General features: G+C 65.2%; 23 protein-coding genes and 2 pseudogenes. 13 read left to right on the forward strand and 12 right to left on the reverse strand.

What is annotated here, in order from left to right:
* Positions 1-38: 38 nt before the first annotated feature.
* The 7 genes and pseudogenes from ACNFH5_RS28685 to ACNFH5_RS28715 all read left to right on the forward strand — a co-directional run.
* Positions 39-344, forward strand: a pseudogene (locus tag ACNFH5_RS28685) (endonuclease domain-containing protein); the annotation flags it as partial.
* Positions 345-708: 364 nt separating this feature from the next.
* Positions 709-1,971, forward strand: a complete 1,263-nt coding sequence (locus tag ACNFH5_RS28690) for an ABC transporter substrate-binding protein (RefSeq protein ID WP_416752016.1) — start codon at positions 709-711, stop codon at positions 1,969-1,971.
* 101 nt (positions 1,972-2,072) lie between these two features.
* The gene (locus tag ACNFH5_RS28695) at positions 2,073-2,999 is read left to right on the forward strand and encodes a carbohydrate ABC transporter permease (RefSeq protein ID WP_416752018.1); all 927 of its coding nucleotides are present in this window, start codon (positions 2,073-2,075) and stop codon (positions 2,997-2,999) included.
* Positions 2,992-3,837 (forward strand): carbohydrate ABC transporter permease, encoded by an 846-nt coding sequence (locus ACNFH5_RS28700; protein WP_416752020.1) that lies wholly within the window; start codon positions 2,992-2,994, stop codon positions 3,835-3,837. The genes ACNFH5_RS28695 and ACNFH5_RS28700 overlap by 8 nt, the downstream gene beginning before the upstream one ends.
* An 11-nt stretch (positions 3,838-3,848) precedes the next feature.
* Positions 3,849-5,009, forward strand: a complete 1,161-nt coding sequence (locus ACNFH5_RS28705; protein WP_416752022.1) for an ABC transporter ATP-binding protein — start codon at positions 3,849-3,851, stop codon at positions 5,007-5,009.
* Between the two features lie 71 nt (positions 5,010-5,080).
* Complete coding sequence (locus ACNFH5_RS28710; RefSeq protein WP_416752024.1) at positions 5,081-6,439, forward strand: carbohydrate porin; 1,359 nt, start codon at positions 5,081-5,083, stop codon at positions 6,437-6,439.
* Positions 6,440-6,780: 341 nt separating this feature from the next.
* Positions 6,781-7,617 (forward strand): D-hexose-6-phosphate mutarotase, encoded by an 837-nt coding sequence (locus tag ACNFH5_RS28715; RefSeq protein WP_416752026.1) that lies wholly within the window; start codon positions 6,781-6,783, stop codon positions 7,615-7,617.
* Between the two features lie 540 nt (positions 7,618-8,157).
* Here ACNFH5_RS28715 and ACNFH5_RS28720 read toward each other — a convergent pair.
* From ACNFH5_RS28720 to ACNFH5_RS28730, 3 genes are all read right to left on the reverse strand, one after another.
* Positions 8,158-8,286, reverse strand: a complete 129-nt coding sequence (locus ACNFH5_RS28720) for a hypothetical protein (RefSeq protein ID WP_017516671.1) — start codon at positions 8,284-8,286, stop codon at positions 8,158-8,160.
* Positions 8,287-8,360: 74 nt separating this feature from the next.
* Entirely contained in the window at positions 8,361-8,549 is a 189-nt protein-coding gene (locus ACNFH5_RS28725) for a hypothetical protein (protein ID WP_416752028.1), read from the reverse strand.
* A gap of 21 nt (positions 8,550-8,570) precedes the next feature.
* Positions 8,571-9,008: a hypothetical protein gene (locus ACNFH5_RS28730; protein ID WP_416752030.1), complete on the reverse strand. Its 438-nt coding sequence runs from the start codon at positions 9,006-9,008 to the stop codon at positions 8,571-8,573.
* 218 nt (positions 9,009-9,226) lie between these two features.
* On the opposite strand from ACNFH5_RS28730, the gene ACNFH5_RS28735 reads away from it, so the two are divergent.
* Both ACNFH5_RS28735 and ACNFH5_RS28740 read left to right on the forward strand, forming a co-directional pair.
* Positions 9,227-9,661, forward strand: coding sequence for a PGDYG domain-containing protein (locus ACNFH5_RS28735; protein WP_416752032.1), 435 nt, complete (start codon positions 9,227-9,229; stop codon positions 9,659-9,661).
* A 155-nt stretch (positions 9,662-9,816) separates the two neighbouring features.
* Positions 9,817-10,722: a YihY/virulence factor BrkB family protein gene (locus tag ACNFH5_RS28740; RefSeq protein WP_416752034.1), complete on the forward strand. Its 906-nt coding sequence runs from the start codon at positions 9,817-9,819 to the stop codon at positions 10,720-10,722.
* Here the strand turns inward: ACNFH5_RS28740 and ACNFH5_RS28745 are convergent.
* Both ACNFH5_RS28745 and ACNFH5_RS28750 read right to left on the reverse strand, forming a co-directional pair.
* Positions 10,719-11,270, reverse strand: a complete 552-nt coding sequence (locus ACNFH5_RS28745) for a hypothetical protein (RefSeq protein ID WP_416752036.1) — start codon at positions 11,268-11,270, stop codon at positions 10,719-10,721. The two genes, ACNFH5_RS28740 and ACNFH5_RS28745, sit on opposite strands and share 4 nt — an antisense overlap.
* 101 nt (positions 11,271-11,371) lie before the next feature.
* Positions 11,372-12,280, reverse strand: coding sequence for a LysR substrate-binding domain-containing protein (locus ACNFH5_RS28750; RefSeq protein ID WP_416752038.1), 909 nt, complete (start codon positions 12,278-12,280; stop codon positions 11,372-11,374).
* A gap of 60 nt (positions 12,281-12,340) precedes the next feature.
* Here ACNFH5_RS28750 and ACNFH5_RS28755 point away from each other — a divergent pair, with 60 nt between their 5' ends.
* The gene (locus ACNFH5_RS28755) at positions 12,341-13,618 is read left to right on the forward strand and encodes an SGNH/GDSL hydrolase family protein (RefSeq protein ID WP_416752040.1); all 1,278 of its coding nucleotides are present in this window, start codon (positions 12,341-12,343) and stop codon (positions 13,616-13,618) included.
* Positions 13,619-13,778: 160 nt separating this feature from the next.
* On the opposite strand, the gene ACNFH5_RS28760 is transcribed toward ACNFH5_RS28755, so the two are convergent.
* From ACNFH5_RS28760 to ACNFH5_RS28775, 4 genes and pseudogenes are all read right to left on the reverse strand, one after another.
* Positions 13,779-14,894, reverse strand: coding sequence for a PilT/PilU family type 4a pilus ATPase (locus ACNFH5_RS28760; protein ID WP_416752042.1), 1,116 nt, complete (start codon positions 14,892-14,894; stop codon positions 13,779-13,781).
* 114 nt (positions 14,895-15,008) lie between these two features.
* Complete coding sequence (locus tag ACNFH5_RS28765) at positions 15,009-15,569, reverse strand: methyl-accepting chemotaxis protein (protein WP_416752082.1); 561 nt, start codon at positions 15,567-15,569, stop codon at positions 15,009-15,011.
* Positions 15,549-16,430 (reverse strand): annotated as a pseudogene (locus ACNFH5_RS28770) (PAS domain-containing protein); the annotation flags it as partial. The pseudogene ACNFH5_RS28770 and the gene ACNFH5_RS28765, both read right to left, overlap by 21 nt.
* Positions 16,431-16,460: 30 nt before the next feature.
* Positions 16,461-18,215: an ATP-binding protein gene (locus tag ACNFH5_RS28775; RefSeq protein WP_416752044.1), complete on the reverse strand. Its 1,755-nt coding sequence runs from the start codon at positions 18,213-18,215 to the stop codon at positions 16,461-16,463.
* Positions 18,216-18,242: 27 nt separating this feature from the next.
* Between ACNFH5_RS28775 and ACNFH5_RS28780 the strand changes: the two genes are divergently transcribed.
* Positions 18,243-18,902: a response regulator gene (locus ACNFH5_RS28780; RefSeq protein WP_416752046.1), complete on the forward strand. Its 660-nt coding sequence runs from the start codon at positions 18,243-18,245 to the stop codon at positions 18,900-18,902.
* A 203-nt stretch (positions 18,903-19,105) separates the two neighbouring features.
* Positions 19,106-19,732: a LysE family translocator gene (locus tag ACNFH5_RS28785; RefSeq protein WP_416752048.1), complete on the forward strand. Its 627-nt coding sequence runs from the start codon at positions 19,106-19,108 to the stop codon at positions 19,730-19,732.
* A gap of 82 nt (positions 19,733-19,814) precedes the next feature.
* Here the strand turns inward: ACNFH5_RS28785 and ACNFH5_RS28790 are convergent, their stop codons facing one another.
* Together ACNFH5_RS28790 and ACNFH5_RS28795 are read right to left on the reverse strand one after the other, a co-directional pair.
* Entirely contained in the window at positions 19,815-20,096 is a 282-nt protein-coding gene (locus tag ACNFH5_RS28790) for a peptidylprolyl isomerase (protein WP_184594568.1), read from the reverse strand.
* A gap of 517 nt (positions 20,097-20,613) precedes the next feature.
* Positions 20,614-21,198 carry an NAD(P)H-dependent oxidoreductase gene (locus tag ACNFH5_RS28795; RefSeq protein ID WP_416752051.1) on the reverse strand — a complete coding sequence of 195 codons (585 nt, stop codon included), beginning with the start codon at positions 21,196-21,198 and terminating at the stop codon, positions 20,614-20,616.
* A gap of 166 nt (positions 21,199-21,364) precedes the next feature.
* Here ACNFH5_RS28795 and ACNFH5_RS28800 point away from each other — a divergent pair, with 166 nt between their 5' ends.
* The gene (locus ACNFH5_RS28800; protein ID WP_416752053.1) at positions 21,365-21,658 is read left to right on the forward strand and encodes a putative quinol monooxygenase; all 294 of its coding nucleotides are present in this window, start codon (positions 21,365-21,367) and stop codon (positions 21,656-21,658) included.
* Between the two features lie 7 nt (positions 21,659-21,665).
* On the opposite strand, the gene ACNFH5_RS28805 is transcribed toward ACNFH5_RS28800, so the two are convergent.
* Positions 21,666-23,108: a diguanylate cyclase gene (locus ACNFH5_RS28805; protein WP_416752055.1), complete on the reverse strand. Its 1,443-nt coding sequence runs from the start codon at positions 23,106-23,108 to the stop codon at positions 21,666-21,668.
* Between the last annotated feature and the right edge of the window lie 95 nt (positions 23,109-23,203).

The following is a 23,203-nucleotide window of genomic DNA, read 5'->3' on the forward strand; positions in this document are numbered from 1 at the left end:
ATTCAAAACAACTCCGTACAGACTAGACCGAAGCCGAACGCGCGCTCTGGCACCACCTGCGCGCCCACCGCTTCCTCGGTCTCAAATTCCGCCGGCAGAAGGCCATAGTGCCCTACATCATCGATTTCATTTGTCACGAACGAATGTTGATCATCGAACTGGATGGTGGACAGCATCTGGACTCCGGCCGGGACCAGCAGCGCGACGCATGGCTCAAAACCAAAGGTTTCAAAGTCCTGCGCTTCTGGAATCATGATGTGCTGTTGAAGATGGATTCGGTGCTGGAGGCGATACGCCTGGCGATTGATGGGGGCGCTTTTCCCTCTCCCCAACCCTCTCCCTGAAGGGAGAGGGGGCTGCTCGGCGTGAAGCGAAATGTCGGCGTCAGCCGGCCTCCTCGTTGATGTTTGAAGCTGCGATGGCATCAGGAGAGCTGCTCGCTTGGCATCGCAGAGGACAGCTCCCTCTCCCTTCAGGGAGAGGGCGGGGGGAGAGGGTGGTAGGCCGAGCAGAATTCCCCCAGGGGTATCCGAAAGCGCGCATTCACGCTCCAATCCACCTCTTTGCTCATCCCCACCAAAGCCCCCAATGTCACCACCTGGTGACAATCAAAGATCGCTTCGTTACCCGGAGAACGGAATGCCTTGGATAGACTCGGACCATCGCAAGCGCAGACTTGCCTCCAATAACAAGAACAAGGTGCTCCCCATGAATGCGATCCGTCGCCTGTCGGCCGCCATCTGTCTTTCCTCCTACTGTCTCTCCCCAATGCTTGCCCATGCCGGTGAAGTCGAAGTGCTGCACTGGTGGACGTCGCCCGGTGAAAAGCGCGCCGCCGAAACCCTGAAGAAGCTCGTCGAAGCCAAGGGCCACACCTGGAAGGACTTCGCCGTCGCCGGGGGCGGTGGTGAAGCCGCCATGACCGTGCTGAAGACTCGCGCCGTGTCCGGCAATCCGCCGGCTGCCGCGCAGATCAAGGGGCCGGACATCCAGGAATGGGGTGAACTGGGCCTGCTCGCCGACCTCAACGATGTCGCGGCCGAGGGCAAGTGGGACCAGCTGCTGCCGCCGCAGGTGGCGCAGATCATGAAGTACAAGGGCGACTACGTGGCCGTGCCGGTCAACGTGCACCGGGTGAACTGGCTGTACATCAACCCGGAAGTCTTCAAGAAGGCCGGCGCCACGCCGCCGACCACCCTGGATGAATTCTTCGCCGCCGCCGACAAGCTCAAGGCCGCCGGCTTCACGCCGCTGGCCCATGGCAGCCAGCCGTGGCAGGACGGCACCCTGTTCGAGAACCTGGTGCTCAGCAAGATGGGCCCGGAAGGCTACCGCAAGGCCTTCGTCGAGCTGGACAAGGAAACCCTTACCGGCGCGCCGATGGCTGATGTCTTCGCTGCGCTGAAGAAGCTGCACGGCTACGTCGATGCGGACGCCGCCGGCCGCGAATGGAACGTCGCCACCGGCATGGTCATCAACGGCAAGGCCGGCATGCAGATCATGGGCGACTGGGCCAAGAGCGAGTTCACCGCCGCCGGCAAGGTGGCGGGCAAGGATTATCAGTGCCTGCCGTTCCCCGGAACGCAGAAGGCATTCGACTACAACATCGACTCGCTGGTGATGTTCAAGCTGAGCAACGAGGAAAACCGCAAGGCCCAGGAAGACCTGGCGCGGGCGGTACTCGACCCGTCCTTCCAGAAGGACTTCAGCCTGAACAAGGGCTCGATCCCGGTAAGACTGGACGTCGACATGACGCCCTTCGACAGCTGTGCTCAACAGTCCATGAAGGACTTCAAGGCCGCCTCCGCCAGCAACAACCTGGTGCCGAGCATGGCCCATAGCATGGCCGCCTCCAGCTACGTGCAGGGCGCGATCTTCGACGTGGTCACCAACTTCTTCAACGACCCCGCCGCTGATCCGCAGAAGGCCGCGCAGCAACTGGGCGCCGCCATCCAGGCCGCCGCGCAGTAAGGCGCTCGCCGGCTCCGTAGCGGAGCCGGCTTCTCTCCCAGCAGAACGATTCCGGGCGGCCGCCGCAGCCCGGGCGGGCTCACTCATCCTCGAGAAAGCAGATGGCGACCCAATCTCCGACTTTCACTCCTGCAGCCAGCCCACGCGCTTCGCTGCTCGACGGCCTGCAGGCCTGGCTGCCGAAGCTGGTGCTGGCCCCGAGCATGCTCGTGGTGCTGGTCTGCGTGTACGGCTACATCGGCTGGACGCTGCTGCTGTCCTTCACCAATTCGCGCTTCATGCCGGCCTACAGCTGGGCCGGACTGACCCAGTACTTGCGCCTCTGGGACAACGACCGCTGGTGGGTGGCGAGCAAGAACCTGCTGCTGTTTGGCGGCCTGTTCATCGGCGTTTGCCTGGTGCTCGGGGTCTTCCTCGCCGTGCTGCTGGACCAGCGCATCCGCCGCGAAGGCTTCATTCGCACCGTTTACCTCTACCCCATGGCGCTGTCGATGATTGTCACCGGCACGGCCTGGAAGTGGTTGCTCAACCCCGGCCTGGGGCTGGACAAGCTGCTGCGCGACTGGGGCTGGACGGGTTTTCGCTTCGACTGGCTGGTGGACCCGGAGCGGGTCGTCTATTGCCTGGTGATCGCCGCCGTGTGGCAGGCCTCCGGCTTCGTCATGGCGTTGTTCCTCGCCGGCCTGCGCGGTGTCGATCCGGCCATCGTGCGCGCCGCCCAGGTGGATGGCGCGAGCCTGCCGACCATCTACCTGCGTATCGTCCTGCCGAGCCTGCGCCCGGTGTTCTTCAGCGCGTTGATGATCCTCGCGCACATCGCCATCAAGAGCTTCGACCTGGTCGCCGCGATGACCGCCGGCGGCCCCGGCTACTCCTCCGACCTGCCGGCGATGTTCATGTACGCCCACACCTTCACCCGCGGCCAGATGGGCCTGGGCGCGGCCAGCGCGATGCTGATGCTGGGCGCCGTGCTGGCCATCGTCGTGCCGTACCTGTATTCCGAACTGCGGGGCAAGCGCCATGCATGACTCGACCCTTAAATCGTCGTTCAGCCTGAGCCGCCTGGCGGTGCACGCGACCCTCTGGGGAGCCGTGGCGCTGTACGTTATACCGCTGCTGGTGATGCTGCTGACCAGCTTCAAATCACCCGAAGACATCCGCACCAGCAACCTGTTGGCACTGCCGGACGTGTTCACCGTGATCGGCTGGGTGAAAGCCTGGGGCGCGGTGGGCGACTACTTCTGGAACTCGGTGAAGATCACCGTGCCAGGCGTGCTGATCTCCACCTTCATCGGCGCCATGAACGGCTACGTGCTATCGATGTGGCGCTTCCGCGGCTCGCAGTTGTTTTTCGGCGCGCTGCTGTTCGGCTGCTTCCTGCCGTTCCAGGTGATCCTCCTGCCGATGTCCTTCACCCTCGGCAAGCTCGGTCTGGCCAACACCACCATTGGCCTGGTGATGGTGCACTGCATCTACGGCCTGGCCTTCACCACGTTGTTCTTCCGCAACTACTTCGTGGCGATTCCTGATGCGCTGGTGAAGGCCGCGCGCCTGGACGGTGCGGGGTTTTTCACCATCTTCCTACGCATTCTGATGCCGATGTCCACCCCCATCGTCATGGTCTGTCTGATCTGGCAGTTCACCCAAATCTGGAATGATTTCCTCTTTGGGGTGGTGTTCGCCAGTGGCGACGCCCAGCCCATCACGGTGGCTCTGAACAACCTGGTGAACATCAGCACGGGCGTGAAGGAATACAACGTCGACATGGCGGCCGCGATGATCGCGGCGCTGCCCACGCTGGTGGTCTACGTACTGGCCGGCAAGTACTTCGTGCGCGGGCTCACCGCCGGCGCCGTCAAAGGTTGAGGTAAGCACCGATGTCCACCCTTGAACTGCACAACCTGCACAAGTCCTACGGCGCGGGCCTGGCGGACACTCTGAAATCGATCAACCTGTCGATCGAATCGGGCGAATTCCTGATTCTCGTCGGGCCGTCTGGCTGTGGGAAATCCACCCTGATGAACTGCATCGCCGGCCTCGAAAATGTCACCGGCGGCGCCATCCTGGTCGACGGCCAGGACATCAGTGGGATGAGCCCGAAAGATCGCGATATCGCCATGGTGTTCCAGTCCTACGCCCTTTACCCAACCATGAGCGTGCGCGAGAACATTGCTTTCGGCCTGAAAATTCGCAAGCTGCCCAAGCCCGAGATAGACGCGGAAGTGGCTCGCGTTTCGAAGCTGCTGCAGATCGAACACCTGCTCGAACGCAAGCCCTCGCAGCTTTCCGGCGGCCAGCAGCAGCGCGTGGCCATGGGCCGGGCGCTGGCGCGGCGGCCGAAGATCTACCTGTTCGACGAGCCGCTGTCGAATCTCGACGCCAAGCTGCGCGTGGAGATGCGTACCGAAATCAAGCTGATGCACCAGCGCCTGAAGACCACCACGGTGTACGTGACCCACGACCAGATCGAGGCCATGACCCTGGGTGACAAGGTGGCGGTGATGAAGGACGGCATCGTGCAGCAGTTCGGTACGCCGCAGCAGATCTACAACGACCCGGCGAACCTGTTCGTCGCCAGCTTCATCGGCTCGCCGCCGATGAACTTCATTCCGCTCAAGGTGCAGCAGCAGGGCAGCCGGCTGGTCGGTCTGCTGGACAGTGGCCAGGACCGTTGCGAGCTGCCACTGCAACTGGACTCCGGGCTGGTCGAGGGCCGCGAACTGATACTCGGCGTGCGCCCGGAGCAGGTTCAACTGGCCACCGATGGCGCCAACGGCCCGAGCGATCTGCGCGCCGAAGTCGAAGTGGTCGAGCCCACCGGCCCGGACACCCTGGTCTTCGTCTCCCTCAATGGCGTCAAGGTCTGCTGCCGCCTCGCGCCGGACCAGGCGCCGCAGCCAGGCTCTTCCCTGCAGCTGCGCTTCGATCCCTCCCGCGCGCTGCTGTTCGATGCGCAGAGCGGTGAGCGCCTGCGTGCCGAGCCACGTGGCGATGGCGCAAACAAGGTAACGCCGCTCGCGCGGCAGAAGCATTCCTGAACTGTATGACCACTGCCTGAAATTCACTGCCTGAAACTACGCTTAAAACCAAGACAACGAGGACGCTGGAGATGCACAAGAACAACAAGAACCTGCCTGCAGCAAGGACCCTGGGCTGCCTGCTCGCACTGAGCTGCGTGGGCAATGTCGCGCATGCCGCCGATGCCTTCTCTGCCGAGTCCCTGTGGGGCCTGGGCGACTGGGGCGGCAAGCGCACCGAGCTGCTGGAAAAGGGCTACGACTTCAAGCTCGACTATGTAGGCGAAGCGGCCAGCAACCTGGGTGGCGGCTACGATCAGCACACCACCGCGCGCTACTCCGACCAGTTCGCCCTCGGCACCCACCTGGACCTGCAGAAAATCCTCGGCTGGGACGCCACCGAGTTCCAACTGACGGTCACCGAGCGCAGCGGTCGCAATCTCTCCAACGACCGCATCAGCGACCCCCGTGCCGGGCAGCTCAGTTCCGTGCAGGAAGTCTGGGGCCGTGGCCAGACCTGGCGTTTGACGCAGATGTGGATCAAGCAGAAGTACTTCGACGGCGCGCTGGACGTGAAGGTCGGCCGTTTCGGCGAGGGCGAGGACTTCAACAGCTTCCCCTGCGACTTCCAGAACCTGGCCTTCTGCGGCTCGCAGGTGGGCAACTGGGTCGGCGGTATCTGGTACAACTGGCCGGTCAGCCAGTGGGCTGCGCGGGTGAAGTGGAACTTCAACGACGAGTGGTACGCCCAGGTTGGCGCCTACAACCAGAACCCGTCGAACCTGGAGACCGGCAATGGCTTCAAGCTCAACGGCAGCGGCACCAAGGGCACCATCCTGCCGGTGGAGCTGGTGTGGATGCCCAAAGTCGGTGCCGCACAACTGCCGGGTGAGTACCGCCTGGGCTACTACTACAGCACCGCCGAGGCCGACGACGTGTACGACGACGTCAACGGCAACCCGCAGGCGCTCACCGGCGAGCCGGCCAAGAGCCACAGCGGCAAGCACGGCTGGTGGGTGGTGGCGCAGCAGCAGGTCACCGTGCACAACGGCGACGCCTCCCGCGGCCTGAGCCTGTTCGCCAACTTCACCGTGCATGACAAGGCCACCAACACCGTCGACAACTACCAGCAGCTCGGTGTGGTCTACAAAGGCCCGTTCGATGCGCGGCCCAAGGACGATATCGGCTTCGGCGTGGCACGCATCCACGTCAACGACGATGTGCAGGATCGCCAGCGCCTGGTGAACCAGGTCAACGGTATCGAGGACTACGACAACCCGTTGTACCAGCCGATCACCGACACCGAGTACGACGCCGAGCTGTACTACGGCGTGCATGTGACCAATTGGCTCACCGTGCGCCCGAACCTGCAGTACATCCGCCATCCGGGTGGCGTGGACGAGGTGAACAACGCCGTGGTGGCCGGCCTGAAGATCCAGTCCACTTTCTGATTGCTCCCTGGTGCGAACCTGGCCCGTCCATAGCGACGGGCCTTTTTTGTCTGTTCCGGGCGGGGTGTTGGGTGGTTCCTCGGCTGCTTTTTGTAGGAGCGAGCTTGCTCGCGAATAAGCGGGCCCCGGTGTCAGGCGGTTCGCGAGCAAGCTCGCTCCTACAGAAGCCAGAGGCGGGCGGACTCGGAGCGGGCGAGGAACCCTTTTTCATTGGCGCGGGCGCTGCGCGTGACTAGGCTTTGCGGTTAGAATCGCCGCCTTTTCTGTAAGATGTAGTGAAACTACAGAGATCTTCACGCCCCGGAATGTCCGGGCAGGGATTGGATCAGGACATCCGGACAATGCTCGAGCATCCGCTGCAGCGCTTTTTTCATTCCATGCGGGGCAAGCGCCCCTTCGACTGGGTGCGCTTCCAGCGTCGCGACCTGCTGCTCATCGATCACCCGCAATGCCAGGCGGTCTTCAGCCGCCAGGGCGCGCAACTGCTGCACTTCCAGCCGCGCGGCGCGCGTCCGCTGCTGTGGTGCTCCAGCCAGTGGCCGAGCCTGAGCACGGCGCCGATCCGTGGCGGCATCCCGGTCTGCTGGCCCTGGTTCGGCAGCCACCCCACCGAGGCCGACTGGCCGCAGCACGGCTGGGCGCGCCAGCGCGAGTGGCGCATGCTCGACGCCTGGGCCGACGACCAGAAGGCGGTGGTCAGTTGGCAGCTGGACATCGAGGACTGGCACGTGCGCCTGGAAGCGCGCCTGGGTCAGGACCTGGACATCGAACTTTCCAGCTACCACGAGGATGACAGCGACTGCCTGTTCAGCTTCGCCCTGCAGCCATACTGGCGCGTGGGCTCGCTACGTCGCTCGGTGGTCCATGGCATGGAACTGGACGGCAAGGCCAGCGGCCTGCCCAACACCTGGGCGCCCCGTGGCGCGGTCAAGCAGGTGCTCTACAACACCGGTTCCCTGGTGCTGGAAGATGCCGGCTGGCAGCGCCGCCTGCGTATCGACAAGAACACCAGTGCCGGCAGCGTCATCTGGCACCCCGGCAGCCGCGCGGTCGAGCAGGTGGAGCCGGGTGAGGCGGAGCGCTTCCTGTGCATCGGCGCCGCTGGTTATCGCGCGGGTGGGCTGATCCTCGGCCAGGGCGAACGGATGCTGCTGAACCTGCGGGCCGGATTGGTCTGACCTCCAGAACTCAACGGGTCGGCTGAGCTGTAGGAGCGAGCTTGCTCGCGAACCCGTCCACCTGTAGTGCTGCCGGCGAACGCGTTCGCGAGCAAGCTCGCTCCTACAGTAGGGGGGCGGGCTGCGCGCTCTTGGACGGTGAACGTGAAGTGTCGCCCTGGGCAAGAGCATCGCGGAGACGCTCCGCGCCTACGGGAGCCGTCTGAATGTCCCTGGGGGGGGAGGTGCCGTGCGTTTCGGTATTCCCGGGGTTCCATCTGCAAGCGGATGGCTAACCACCGCCGCAACCGTTCTTCGTAGGAGCGAGCTTGCTCGCGAACCCGCCCACCAGCGGGGCTGCCGGCGACCGGGGTCGCGTGCAAGCTCGCGCCGACCAAAGGTGGGGGGTCTGCGTGCGCGTGGTCGTTGGACCCGCCGGGTCCGCCTTGGGCAAGAACATGGCGGGGAAGCTCCGCTGCTACGGGAGCCGGCCGAGCGAATCGAGGGAGGGGAGTGCGGACAGCCTCTCGGCGAGGCCATCCGCGGGACGAGGGCGCGCCCTCAGGACGGTTGCTGAGGCGTACCCAGCAGCGACTTGCCGGTTTTCTTCTGCCGCTTGGCCATGCGCTTTTCGTGTGCAGTTTTCAGCGGCTTCTTCTTCGCTTGTTTCTTCGCGTCGAGACCTTTCATGAGCCTGTCCTCCGACGGGACGCCCTCGGGCCGAGAGCTGACTGCTTCAGCATAGTCCTGTGGCAGGCGGCCGTTCAGCCGGCGGTCAGACGTTCCAGCTCACGACGCACCATGTTGGCGTAGTGCGGCGGGCTCAGCTGGTACAGCTCGCCGGCCACCCAGGGCAGCCAGCGGGAGCCGAGGTGGTCGCGTTCGGCCAGCAGGCGCCGGGCTTCGGCCTCGGCGCGCTGGGCGTGTTCCTGGTGGTAGTCGGCACGGCTCATCGGTGGTTCTTCGGTAGGGCGTCAGGTCTTGGCACAGCTCAGCGTCTGCGGATCGATGGTGATGCTGGCCAGCGGCTTGGCGTCGCTGCCAGCGTACTCGTGGGTGACGCTCAGGTGGTGCTCGCGGAAACGCTGCAGCAGGTCGGGCTGCTGGCAGGTGGTGCCTTCGAGCTGCTTCTTCAGGCCGCTCTCGAACTTGGCGCGGGCGCCCAGATCCATGGCGTCCAGGCGCAGGTTGGAGATGGCGTAGCGGTAATACAGCATCTTTTTCGCCGGGTCGAGCTGCACGCTGTTGAGGGTGGTTACCTTGTCCACCTGGCGCGGCAGGTTGGACTTGGTCACCTGGTCGAAATAGTCCGCCGATTCCTTGAGGAATTTCGTTTCGTCGGGGGAGTCTTCGGCGTGGACGGCAAGGCTGGTGAGCAACAGGAAGGGCAGGGCGAGACGGGCAAACGGCATGGGGGATTCCTGTACGGCTGATGGGGGCAAAGGTGCAGGCTCAGTATGTGCGACAGCCAGGCAATGGCCGGGTTCGGTCGAGTGTGCAGTGAGGTCACGCTCATGGCCTGTGAGTGTAGAGCACCGCCAGCTGCTGTCCGCTCGCGGGGCGATTCTTTTGCGAGTAGGCTTGCCGGCGACCGTTTCCCTACCCATTTCCCCAGGTCCGCAGCCCCGCCATGATCGAACTGACCCAGGTTGACCTTCGCACCGATCCCGCCGCGCAACGCGTGGTGAAGGATGAAACCGTCACCGTCGAATTCGCCACTGAACCGGGTGAATTGATGAGCCTCGAAGGCCCGAACCGCTATGCCGTTGGCGACGCGATCATCAGCGGCGCGACCGGTGAGCGCTGGGTGGTCTCCCGCGAGCGCTTCGACCCGAAATACCGGCCCTCGGACACCGGGCTCGCCCATGGTGAGCCGGGCGCCTATCGCAATATTCCCAGCCCGGTGCTGGCTCGGCGCATGGACGAGTCCTTCACCCTGCTGCGCTCGGCCGGTGGCGATCGGCTTGCCGGTGCGGCGGGCGACTGGGTCATGCAGTACGCCCCCGGCGACTACGGAGTGGTCAAGGCCGAGCGCTTCGCCAAGGTCTATCGCCTGGCCGACTGAAACCGCCGCCGTTCTGGCCAGCATGCCCCGCCAGCGGCTAAGGTCTGTGCTGGCGGACGCTCTGCTCCGCGCATTTGTTGCAACTTTGCCGGTGCTGCGCGGGTCCACCTTGCAGCCGCCGGCGGGCGGGACGCTCATCGGGAGGACGGTGCGGGATGCGATTCATGGACATGCGCGGGCTCAGTCTGGGGCCCTGGAAGCTGATTCGGCTGACGCTCAAGGAGTTTCTCGACGACGAGATGCCCACCTATGCCGCTGCGCTGGCCTACCAGGGGTTGTTCTCGCTGTTCCCGTTCCTGCTGTTCCTGATTGCGCTGCTGGGTTTCCTGCACCTGCCGGAGTTCTTCGACTTCCTCCGCCAGCAAGCCGATTACGTGTTGCCGGCGCAGGCGCTGGAGCAGGTCAACCCGGTGATCGACCAGTTGCAGCAGCGCCAGGGCGGGCTGCTGTCCATCGGTATCGTGGTGGCGCTGTGGTCGTCCTCGGCGGCGGTGCGCTCGCTGATGATCGCGCTCAACGCCGCCTATGACGTGCGCGAAGGCCGGCCTGCGTGGAAGCGCATCCCGCTGTCGCTGTTCTACACCTTCGGCCTGGTGGCCATGCTGATGCTGATCGCCGCGCTGATGATCCTCGGGCCCCAGGTGATGGGCTGGATCGCCGCGAAGGTGGGGCTGGAGGACTTCGTGGTGATCCTCTGGAGCATCCTGCGCTGGCCGGTGATCGTGCTGCTGATGATGATGGCGGTGGCGATCATCTACTACGTCACGCCCAACGTGCAGCAGAGGTTCCGCTTCATCACGCCCGGCTCGATGCTCGCGGTGGTGCTGTGGATCGCGGCTTCACTGGGCTTTGGCTACTACGTGAAGAACTTCGCCGACTATAACGCCATGTACGGCAGCGTCGGCGCGATCATCGTGCTGCTGCTGTATTTCTACATTTCGTCGGCGGTATTGCTGCTGGGTGCGGAGCTTAACGCGGTGATCGAACACCATCTGCCCCATGGCAAGGATGCCGGCGAGAAGACCTTCGAGGAGGCCGAGCCTGCGCCGGAGGAGGGCTAGGGTTGTGCCGGCTGTGTGGTGACGGCAGGCGGCTCGCTGAGCAGGGCATTGACCAGTGCGGTGGCTTTTTCGAAAGACGGGTAGCCGCTCTTGGCGACGTCCAGGTTGGCGTAGTCTTCCAGGTACTGTTGCGCCTTCTGCGGGTCGGCCTGGTCCACCAGGAAGGGCTCCGACCAGATCTTGTAGAGCAGCGCTACGGCGTAGGGTTGGCCAGCGTCGGCAGCCTTTTTCAGGAGCGGCAGCACTTCATCCACCTGTGGGCCTTCCTTGATCTTCAGCAGCGCCATGTAGAAGCTCGCTTCGCCGCGTTCGTCCTTCTCCATGGCACGGACGAGCAGCGCCTCTGCCAGCTCGTAGTTGGCCAGGTCGCCGGTGGCGATCAGCAGTTTCGCCTGCAGCATGTCGTTCTGGTAGAGCAGGCGCTCCTGGCGGCAGGCCTCGCCACTCAGCGGTTCGTCGCAGGGGTTGCTGGCGCTCGTGGAGCAGCCGGCCAGCAGCAGTGGCAGGGCCAGAGCGGCCAGTAGGTAAGGTGTGTGTGGCTTGCCCATGCAAGTCCCTCGGGGGCGAATGTCAGGGTTCGACCGGTCGGCGGGCGCGTCGGTTCTGCTCATTGGCCAGAAGCATAGCCGCTGCACTTTAGCCTGATGCCTCACAGGGCTTCGAAACCGGGCAGGCGCGGCAGGCGCTCGATGAGGAAGTCGATCAGCGCGCGGCTCCGGGCCGGCAGAAAACGGCGCGAAGGATACAGCAGAGTCGCCTCCTGGGTGGGACCGCGCCACTGCGGGAGCAGGCGCCGCAAGCTGCCGTCGGCCAGCAGGTCGGCCACCAGCCAGGCTGGCGTGAGGCCGAAGCCGGCGCCCAGGCAGTAGCTCTCGCGGATCGCCAGGGAGCTGTTCACCGTATAGCGGCTGCGTGTGGCGAGGTTCAGCTCGCGGCCGTCGGCATGGCGCAGCAGCAGGTTCTGCCCGGCGTCGAGCCAGGCGAAGCGCAGGTAATCGGCCAGCGGCAGGTCTTCGGGACTGCCCAGCGACGGCTGACGTGCAACCCAGGCCGGCGATGCGACCAGAAAGCGCGGTGAGCGAGCCAATGGGCGGGCGATCAGCTGTTCGGGCAGTTCGCCGCCCAGGCGCAGGGCCAGATCAATGCCTTCCTCGGCGAGATCGACGAAGCGGTCGTTGAGCAGCAGCTCCACCTCGACTTCCGGGTGCAACTGCATGAACTCCAGCAGCAGTGCATTCAGGCGCAGCACGCCCAGGCTCACCGGCGCGCTGACCCGCAGGCGGCCGCGCACCTGTTCGGTCTCGCCACGGGCCTCGCTGATGCCTTCGGCGTAGCTTTCCAGCGTCTGCCGGGCGTGCTCGTAGAAGCGCCGGCCTTGCTCGGTGGGTTGCACGCGGGTGGTGCTGCGGATCAGCAATTGCGCGCCGACCTGGCGCTCCAGCGCCGCCATGGTCTTGCTCACCGTTGGCTGGCTGCTGCCGGACTCGCGGGCCACGGCGGAAAGGCTGCCCAATTCCACGGCGCGGACGAAGCAGTGCAACGCCTTGAGGGTATCCATGTCCTATTCGTTTATCGAATGACGGGTCTGCCAATATGCCGTCTACCGCCGTGATTGGGAATGACTGAGCCTGTGTCCATCCCATCATCGATATCGAGGACCGCCATGAAACGATTGCTGCTCGCCGCCCTGATCGCCCTTGCCCTGCCGCTGGCGCAGGCCGAGGAAGGCCACTGGCAGGCAACCTGGAGCGCCAGCCCACAACGCACCTGGGGCAAGGAGGTGCCGCTGCCACTGGGCGTGCCCAGTGTGATCGGCAACCACACGCTGCGGCAGAGCGTGAAGGTCAGCCTGGGCGGGCAGCGCGTGCGCATCGTGCTGTCCAACGCCTATGGCAGCCAGCCAGTGGCCATCGGTGGTGGCGCCGTAGCGCTCGCCGCACCGGCTGGGCGGCTGGGCGGTCCGAGCCGGCGCCTGACCTTCGCCGGGCAACCCACGGCCTATATCGCGCCCGGCGCCGAACTGCTCAGCGATCCACTGGACCTTGCCGTGCCGCCGCTGGGCGAGCTGGCCGTGTCGCTCTACCTGCCGCAGCCGACCGCCATCGAAAGTTTCCACTGGGATGGCAAGCAGCGCATCTACGGCGGACCGGGCGAGCAGCTCGACGCCGTGGAGTTGCCGACGGACGGCAAGATGGAAGCTCGTCTGTTCCTTGCCGACGTGCTGGTGGAAAGCCCCGATGCGCGGCCCGTGGTGGCGGTACTCGGCGACTCCATCACCGATGGCCGTGGCGCCAGCCTGGACGGCAACCAGCGCTGGCCGGACGTGCTGGCGCAACGGCTGGCGGCGCACAACGTGGGTGTGATCAATGCCGGCATCTCCGGCGCACGCTTGCTCTCCGACGGCATGGGGCAGAGCGCCCTGGTGCGCTTCGGGCGCGACGTGCTGGGCAAGCCGGGAGTCGAGGCGGCCATTGTGCTGCTGGGGATCAACGATATTTCCTGGCCCGGCAGCACCTTCGCGCCGAACAATCCGCTGGTGCAGTACGAGGACCTGGTCGGCGGTTACCGCCAACTGATCGCCCAGGCCCATGTGCGCGGCGTGCGTATCGTCGGCGCGACCATCCTGCCGTTCGAGCGCGCGCTGAGCGGGTCGCCCATAGAGAACTACCACGCCGCCAACAAGGAAGCGCTGCGCCAGCGGGTGAACCAGTGGATTCGCGAGAGCGGCGAGTTCGATGCAGTGGTGGACCTGGACGCGCGGTTGCGTGACCCCGCCCATCCGTTGCGCCTGCTGCCGGCCTACGACAGCGGCGACCATCTGCACCCCGGCGATGCGGGGAATCGGGCGATGGCTCAGAGCGTGGATATCGATGCGTTGCTCAGGGGCGTCCTGTAGGGGCGCCCTGCGGGCGCTGATCGCGGGCATGGCCCGCTCAAGCAAGATTCACGCGCCATACCTGTAGGAGCGAGCTTGCTCGCGAACCGCTTTACTCCGCGCCCGCCTGTGAGCTGTGTTCGCGAGCAAGCTCGCTCCTACTAAAAACAACCGGGCCTGCTCAACTGCCAAACGCCGGCCCGACGCTGTCGTCGTCCATGCCGCGCTCCAGCTTGATCTTCAATGCGAGGTCGGTGCGCGAGTCGGCGAACTTCAGTGCGTCGGCCACGCTCACGCGGCCTTCCTCCAGCAGTCTGTAGAGGCTCTGGTCGAAACTCTGCATGCCGCTTTCCAGCGCGCGCTCCACCGCGCCCTTGAGCTCGGGCAGTTCGTCGCGCTGGATGATGCCGCGGATATGCGGCGTGCCCAGCACCAGCTCCACCGCCACGGCGCGGCGCTGATGGGTGCCGGGCACTAGGCGCTGGCCGACCAGGGCGAGAATGTTCTGCGACAGGTCGGCCAGCACCTGCGGGCGGGCCTCGTCGGGGAAAAATCGGGTGATGCGCTCGATGGCGTGGCGGCAACTGGTGCCGTGCAGGGTGGCGACGCACAGGTGGCCGGTTTCGGCGTAGTGCAGTGCGTGCTGCATGGTGGCGGCGTCGCGGATCTCGCCGAGCATGATCACGTCCGGCGCCTCGCGCAACACGTTGCGCAGGGCGTCCTCATAGCTGTGGGTATCCAGGCCGACCTCGCGCTGGTCGATGATCGACTTCTTGTGCATGTGGAGGAACTCGATGGGGTCCTCGATGCAGACGATGTGCCCGGAGCGGTGGCGGTTGCGAAAATCCAGCATGCTCGCCAGGGTCGTCGATTTGCCCGCGCCGGCCGCGCCGATCACCAGGATCAGCCCGCGATCCTGCATGGCCAGCTTGTCGAGGATCGAGGGCAGGCCGAGGGCAGTCACGTCCGGGATCACCTGCTTGATCAGGCGCACCACCATCGCCACTTCGCCCCGCTGGAAGTAGATGTTCGCGCGGAAACGCCCAACGTCCGGCACGCTCAGCGCCAGGTTCATCTCCAGGTCGCGCTCGAAGTCCTGCGCCTGGGCCGGCGACATCAGCTGCCAGGCCAGCGTCTTCACTTCACCGGGTTGCAGCACGCGATCATCCGCCGGCTGGCTGTGGCCCTCGGCTTTCAGGTGGGGCGGTGCGCCGACGCTGAAGAACATGTCGGAGCCGCCGCGTTCTGGCAGTAGACGCAGATACTGGATGACGTCGGGGAGAGGAGTGTCACTCATGGGATCGTCCTTGGATGGCGGGAATGCACATCTGCATTGAGCCTAGCCGCAATGCCGGACGGGAGCCTAGGTGAGGCTGCGGCACGCCGTGTTGACGTGCCGCAGGGAAGCGCTTCAGGTCGACAGCTGGTTGGCGAACTGGCCCACGGCGTTGACCACGCGCTGGGCGCTGTCCTGGATCTCGATGATCACCGTGCCGGCCTGGCCGGAGAGCTCCAGCCCGAGTTCGGCCTGCTGCTTGCCGCGGTCGATCATGGCCACGGCCTGGCCGGCCAGGTGCTGGTTCTGTTCCACCACACGGGTGATTTCCTCGGTAGCGGCGCTGGTGCGCGAGGCGAGCTGGCGCACCTCGTCGGCGACTACCGCGAAGCCGCGTCCCTGGTCACCCGCGCGGGCGGCTTCGATGGCGGCGTTGAGCGCCAGCAGGTTGGTCTGGTCGGCAATGCTGCGGATGCTCTGCACCAGCGCGCCGATGGCCTGCGATTGGCGGTCCAGCGCCTCGATGCCCTGGGCGGCCTCCTGCATGCGGTCGGCCAGTTCGCGCATCACTTCCACCGTCTGCTGCACCACGGAGGCACCCTTGGTGGCGCTGTCGTCGGTGGTCTGCGAGGTGTCGAAGGCGATGGTCGCGGCTTCGGCCACGGCCCGCTCGCGGTGCACCTGCTCGGTGATCACGGTGGCGAACTTCACCACTTTGTAGAGGCGGTCGTGGGCGTCGATGATCGGGTTGTACGACGCTTCCAGCCAGACTTCATGGCCACGACTGTCGACGCGCTTGAAGCGGTCGGCGACGAACTCGCCGCGGCGCAGCTTGGCCCAGAAGGCCTCGTACTGCGATGAGTTGTAGTCGGCTGGCTCGCAGAACATCCGGTGATGCTTGCCCTGGATCTGCGCCAGGCTGTAGCCCATGGCATTGAGGAAGCGGTCGTTGGCGGTGAGCACTTCGCCCTGCAGGTTGAATTCGATCACCGCGGTGGAGCGTTGCAGCGCCTCGATCAGGTTCTCGTGCTCGCGGGAGTTCTCGATGGTGCGGGTCAGGTCGCTGGCGTGGATCGAGAAGTGCCGGACCACGCCGCTGCTGTCGTGCATCGGCTGCAGGATCGAGCGCAGCCAGGCTTCCTCGCCATCGCCGCGCAGCAGGCGGATCACCCCGGCCAGGTGCTCGCCGCGTTCAATGGCGTGCTTGACCCGCAGGTGGAAGTCGAGCCCGCGCACATGATCGGGAATCAGGTCCAGCAGCGGTCGGCCGATAAGCTGGTCGCCGCGATGGAGCATTTCCTTCTCGAAATTGGCATTCACCGATTCGATGCGCCCACGGGGGTCGAGGAATAGGACGAGCATTTCCTGGTCGAGGCTGGCGCGGACCTCGTTGACCGAGGCGAGCTCTTCACGCAGGGCGGCCAGTTCCTGCTTCAGACGCGAGTTGAACATTCGTGGGCTTTCTCTAGTGGTGAGGCACGAAGGCTGCTGCCGATTCGTTTCACCTATTGCATCGGCTGATCGCGCCGCGACTTTAGCCCGAATCACTTGGCGCATCCCACGTGCAGCAAGGGCTGGCGCTATTTTTCAGACAGTGCTCGATAACTCCTGGCTGATGTCGATCGCGGCGCGCAACTGGTCAGTGTCCAGTGGCTTGTGCAGCAGTTGGCTGCCGCTGGCGGCGGCTTCGCGTATGCGCTCGGGCGAGGTGTCGCCGGTGACGATCAACGCCGGTACCCGGCGCGACAGGTAGCCGCGGATGCGCCGGATGGCATCGGCGCCGGTCTGGCCTTCGCCCAGGCGGTAGTCGGTGAGGATCAGGTCCACCGGCGCGTGGCCACGATGGCTGGCCTCGATGTGCCGCTGACAGGCGAGCAGGGCACTGGTGCCAGGGTAGACGCGATGTCCCCAGACCTCCAGCAGGTTGCACAGCGCGTGCAACACGTCGTACTGATCCTCCACCACCATGATGCCCAGGCCGGGGCCGCGTTCGCCTGGTTCTGGCGGCGGAGCAACCTGCAGCGGCGCCTCGGCCAGCGGCAGGCGCAGGCTGAATACCGAGCCGCGGCCGGGCAGGGAACGCAGTATCAGGCGATGGCCGAGCAGGCGAGCGGTGTGACGCACGATGGCCAGACCCAGGCCGAGGCCCTGCTTGCGATCGCGCTCCGCGTTATGCAGTTGGACGAATTCGTCGAAGATGACCTCCTGCTGGCTGGAATGGATACCCACGCCGGTGTCGATCACCTGGATCTCCAACTCCCGGCCGCGCCGACGGCAGCCCAGCAGCACGCTGCCGCTGCGGGTGTAGCGGAAGGCGTTGCTCAGCAGGTTGTCGAGCACGCGCCTGAGCAGCAGGGGATCGCTGTCCACCCACAAGCGGCTCTCGCGCACGCGCCAGCGAAGATTGCGCTCGCTGGCGGTGCCAGCGAACTCGCCCTGCAGGTCGCCGAACAGCTTGCGCAGCGAGATCGGTTCGCGTGCCACCGGCACCACTCCGGCGTCGAGGCGCGAGATGTCCAGCAGGCCATTGAGCAGGTCGCCAAGGTTGCCAAGCATGGCGCGCAGCCGTGTGGCGATGTCGCGCGCCTGGCGGGCGTCGACCGGGCCGCGTTCGGCGAGGGCGGCAAGGGCGCCGACGAACAGCCCGAGGGCGTGGATCGGTTGGCGCAGGTCGTGGCTGGCGGCGGCGAGGAAGCGCGACTTGGCCTGGTCGGCGGCGCGGGCGCGGTCGCGCTGTTCGCGCAGGTCCTGCACAAGGTCGGAATTTTCCTGGCGCAGGCGGATGGTTTCGCACAGGCTGCGGTAGGTCACCCGGCTGTAGTACAGGTTGACGCCGGCCAGGCACAGGATGAAGAAGCTGTAAGTGGTGTGCTGCTCGTCGGCTACGCTCAGACACAGCACCAGCACGGGCAGCAGCATTGCGGCCAGCGAGCCGACATAGGCCGGAGGATGGGCCGACAGCGACGGCACCGCGCCACACACCAGACCCGTGAGCACGATGCAGGTGAAGGCGAACAATTGTGGATCACCGTGGACGAAGCCGACCCAGCCCAGCCAGCCCCACAGCAGGCTGCTCGCCCAGGACAGCAGCGTATTGCTCCACAGCCAACTTTTGCCCAGCGTGCGCGCAGGGGCTTGCCGGAAGTACGTGCGTGCCAGGACAATCCGCGCCAGCGTGAGCGAGTAGAGTACCGCCAGCCAGAAGACCATCGCCGTCGGCGCCATGGCATTACGGAAGATGTACAGCACCGGCAGAGGGATCACCAGGTTGGCGAAGAGCACGGCATACGACTGGCGGAACAAGAGATCGACCAGGTCGCGCTGTTGCAGGCTGTTATGCATGTCCGTAGTGCCTCAGGGAGACGAGTGATGGAAGGGAAGCGCGAGCTGCGGGTGCTCATCGCCGATGACCACGGCATCGTAAGGGACGGCCTGCGCCTGCTGCTGTCGACCCTGGACGACATCCGCATCGTCGGCGAGGCGGCGGACGGCTTGCGCCTGCAGGCTCTGCTGGAGGAGCAGCGCGCGGACCTCCTCCTGCTCGACCTGAACATGCCCGGCCTCAACCGGCTGCAGTTCATTCATGAACTGCGCCAGCGCCATCCCCGGCTGAGAATCCTGGTGCTCACCGCCAACACCGAACTGGCGACCGTGCGTTCGGTGCTCGATGCCGGCGTACACGGTTACCTGAGCAAAGGCGAGGACACCGCCGAACTGCTCGAGGCCATAGTCGCCCTGCGCAGCGGGCAGCACTACCTGGCGCGTGCCCTGCGCTTCCAGCTGGAAAGTCCGACCACGCGCCCGCAAGGCGATGCCGATCTGCTCTCGGCCGTGGAGCTGACCCGCCGCGAGCGGCAGATTCTCTCCCTGGCCGCCCAGGGCCGCAGCGCACGGGAGATCGCCGAGCACTTCAGCATCAGCCCGCTGACCGTGCGCAAGCACCGCGAAAATCTCATGCGCAAGCTCGACCTGCACAGCCCCGCGGAGCTCGCGGCCTACGCAGTGCGCCTGGGCATTCCCAGCGCCTGAGTCGAAGCAGTGCCTTGCCTGCATGCGCATGCTGCGCGTCCTGTCGGTGGAGGGTTCGGCAGAGACTAGCGTCCCGCAGGCCGGGGAAAAATACGGCAACTGTCGTATGTGCCGGCCCCGCCTCACTCCCTAACCTTGCGAAACGGACCAGACGCCACGTTGATGCGCGTTGGCCGATACCCGATCAAGGGAAGGATCACACCATGACACTGCCTGCCTATTGGGCCTCGTTCGCCGTGGCGACGCTGGCCTTCGCCTGCATGCCCGGCCCGGCCATTCTCTACATGACCTCGCAGACCCTCGCCCACGGCCGCCGCGCCGGACTGCATGCCGCGCTGGGTATTCACCTGGGCTGCTATGTACACATCTTCGCCGCCAGCGCCGGGCTCGCCGCGTTACTGCACCACGCGCCCAATCTCTACCTTGCGCTGAAGCTGGCGGGGGCCGCCTACCTGATCTGGCTCGGCGGCTCGATGATCTTCGGCCGTCGCCGGTCCGAGCACGGCGAGGGCGTGGAAACCCGGCCGAAGGTGCTGCGCGACAGCATGGTCGTGGAGATACTCAATCCCAAGACGGCACTGTTCTTCCTCACCTTTCTGCCGCAGTTCGTCGACCCGGCCGCCAGCCTGCCGGTGGGCCTGCAGTTCTTCATCCTCGGGATGATCGTCAACCTGGTGTTTTCCACCGCCGACGTGCTCGCCGTGCTGTTCGCCTCGCTGCTGCTGGGCGTGCTGGGGCAGGGGCGCGGGCAGCGGGTGATGCCGCGGGTGTGCGGTTCGATTCTGGTGGGGCTGGGAGTGATGCTGGTGGCCCGAGGCGGGCCAGTGTGACGCGGGGATCTTGAGCGAAAAGTCGAGCGGGAAGGAGAGCAGGCGCCGCCCCCGGAGACGGGCGCGGCGCGGGCGAAGCGGATCAGTCTTCGCGGCTGGTCACTTCCACCAGGTGGTAGCCGAACTGGGTCTTCACCGGACCCTGGACGACATTCAGCGGCGCGCTGAACACGACCTGATCGAACTCGCGGACCATCTGGCCCGGGCGGAAGCTGCCCAGGTCGCCACCGCTGCGGCCGGACGGACAGGTGGAGTTGTCGCGCGCCACCTGGGCGAAGTCGGCGCCGCCTTCGATGGCGGTTTTGAGTTCATTGCACTTGGCTTCGCTGGAAACCAGGATGTGACGGGCGGATGCACGGGCCATGGGATAACTCCTGAACAGGCAGTAGGAAAGGGCGAAGCCTAGCCGATTCCGCTGGCGAACCCAATGCCGGTTGCCCAATGGTAGGGCGGATGGTGTAGAGGTGGACGCTGTCCGTGATCTGTCCAGCGCTGCAACTGCCGGAGCGTTCGTTCGCGCGCCAGCGCGCTCCGACAACAAGCCCCCCCCCCGCCGGGCCCTACTGGGTCGGGGGGGTTGGGGCGCCCCACCCGCCCCTCCCCAGAGCCACCGGGAGTGCATCACGGACAGAGTCCGCTCCAACCCGCCCCGACAAAAGCCCCACGCCGAAGCCATCCCTGTAGGAGCGAGCTTGCTCGCGAACCACCCACCCCCAGAGCCACCGTGAGTTCATCGCGGACAGAGTCCGCTCCAACCCGCCCCGACAGAAGCCCCCACGCCGAAGCCATCCCTGTAGGAGCGAGCTTGCTCGCGAACCGCCACCTCCAGAGCCGCCGTGAGTTCATCGCGGACAGAGTCCGCCCCTACGCAAACACTGCCCTCAGGCGCCAAACACCTCGCTCAGGTGCTGCTGGTAGCGCTGCACGTCGCCCTCGATGTTCGGGCGCTTCATCACGTCTACGCAGAGGAAGGTCGGCAGCGGGCTCATGCCCAGGAACTGGTTGGCCTTATGGAAGGGGAAGTACACAGCGTCCACACCCTTGCCCTCGAAGAAATCAGTCGGGTCGTCGAAGGCCTGCTGCGGGGCGTTCCAGGTGGCCGAGATCATGTACTGCTTGCCTTGCAGCAGGCCGCCGCTGCCGTACTTCTGCGACGAATCGGAACGGGTGCGGCCGTCGTTGGCGTAGAGACTGCCGTGGCCGGCGGTGAATACCTCGTCGAGGTACTGCTTGACGGTCCAGGGCGCGCCCATCCACCAGCCGGGCATCTGGTAGACGATGACGTCGGCCCAGAGCATTTTCTGCACTTCTTCCTGGATGTCGTAGCCGCCGTCGATGAAGGTTTCCTTCACGTCGAAACCGGCGTGGTCCAAATGCGCGATGGCGGCTTCGTGCAGGGTGGCGTTGTAGCGGCCGTCAGAATGAGCGAACTGTTTGCCGCCATTGATCAGCAGGATCTTTTTCATGGTGTGGGCCCTGAAGTGAGAAATTGGATGGCGGCAGAATATCGGGCGGAGCAGGGTTGAAAAACCCGATTTCGGACAAATGATCCGTGCGTGAGATTCAAAAATACGCAGGATTGATTTGCGTCAGGATTAGGCAATCTTTCCATCCACAAGGAATGCCCATCCGATGTACGCCTTCATCCTCCAGGCCCACACGCTTCCGGAAAAATCCCAGGCTTTTGAGGACCTGTTCCGTACCTACCTGACCCCCAGCCGCGCCGAGGAAGGCTGCATCCAGTACCACATGCTGCGCGACGCCAGCGACCCGACCCTGTTCACCTTCTTCGAGGTCTGGCAGAGCCGCGAACACCTGGCCATCCATTCCTCGTTGCCGCACATGCGCGAGTTCCACGAGCGGCGCATGGAGTACCTGCGCCGCGATTTCGATATCCAGGAAGTCGAGGTCATGCAACCGCGCTGACCGGCGCTCAGGCCACCACCCGGTTGCGCCCGCCTTCCTTGGCCTTGTAGAGATTGGCGTCCGCCGCGGCGATCAACGCCTCGATGCTCTGGGCCTCGGTGTCGGAGGTGCTGGCCACGCCGATGCTGATGGTCACCACGCCGCGCTGGCTCTTTTCGTGGGGCAGCGCGGTTTCTTCCACCTCGCGGCGGATAGACTCGGCGACCCGCGCGGCGGCGGCACTGTCGCAGCCGGGGAGGATCATCACGAACTCTTCGCCGCCATAGCGCGCGGCGCCATCTTCTTCGCGGCGGCAGCCCTTGCGCACCAGATGCGCCACGCTGATCAGTGCCAGGTCGCCACGCGGGTGGCCGTAGTGGTCGTTGTAGGCCTTGAACTGGTCGATATCCATCATCAGTACCGCCAGGTGGCCGTCTCCGGCGCGGCGGTGCTGCCATTCCTGCTGCGCCTTCTCATCGAACCAGCGACGGTTGTGCAGGCTGGTCAGCGGGTCGGTGTCGGCCTGGTTGCGCAGATGGCTTTCCTTGGCGTCGCGGCGGCGCAGGTGGCGTGTCAGGCGATAAGCAAAGAAAAGGGTGGCGGCGTTGATCCCGACCAGCAAGCCGCTGGTGATCCAGGTGCGCGCGGTCCAGGTGTTGAGGATCGCTTCGCGGCACAGCTCCACCGACACCACTGCCTGGTAGTCACCGATGCGTCGGTAGCCGCGCCAGTAGGCATTGGATGCGCTGCTTTGCTGGCGGAAGTAGTCGGGTCGACCGCTGTCAACGAACTCGCGGAAGGTCGCTGCCTCTTCCTCGGTGCGGCGCTGTGGGTCCGCCGGCCATTGGGCCAGGACGCTGCCATCGAGCAGACGGATGGAGATCACCCCGTGCTTACCCAGGTCCAGGCCACGCACGAAGGATTCCAGGTGCTGCAGCTCCTTGATCGCGGCGACCACGCCGACGAACTGGCCATCCTTGTTGATCACCGCACGGCTGAGCGCGGTGCTGACTGAGGAGCCCGGATAGGACGGCATGAAGGGATGACTGAGGAACATTCGACCAGGATTGCCCTGTGCTCGCGTGAAGTAATCGCGCATCGACAGGTCGCGGCTGGACTCGCCGGCATGGTTCAGGTCCGCCAGCAACTGGCCCTGGGCGTCGGTCACCACGAGCGTGCCCGCGTGCATCGAGCCGGCGGCGTGGCCTTCGACCAGTTCCTGCAGGACCTGCTGTGACAGGTCCGGTGTTGTCGGGCCGGTGATGACATTGGAGAGTGTCAGCAGCGTCTGCGCATGCACATCCAGGTCGCGATGGAACTCGCGCTCCACCAGCAGCAGGGTGTTCTTGCCGCTGGCGTGGGCGTAGGCCAGCGCATCCTGCTTCATCTGCAGCATGTGCCAGCCGGCCAGCAGCGAGGCGAGCACCGCCAGCAGGAAGGTCAAGCAGAAAACGCGAATCGGTTTGAGCACTGCATACCTCCCACCATGGCTCGGAAATCGTTCAGGTTCCTGAATTGTCCGATATGTCGGGTGGCATACAACGGCAGTTCGAAGCCCCTTTGCGC

This window comes from Pseudomonas sp. NY15435, from assembly GCF_048068295.1.
In the GTDB taxonomy this organism is placed as follows: Bacteria; Pseudomonadota; Gammaproteobacteria; order Pseudomonadales; family Pseudomonadaceae; genus Pseudomonas.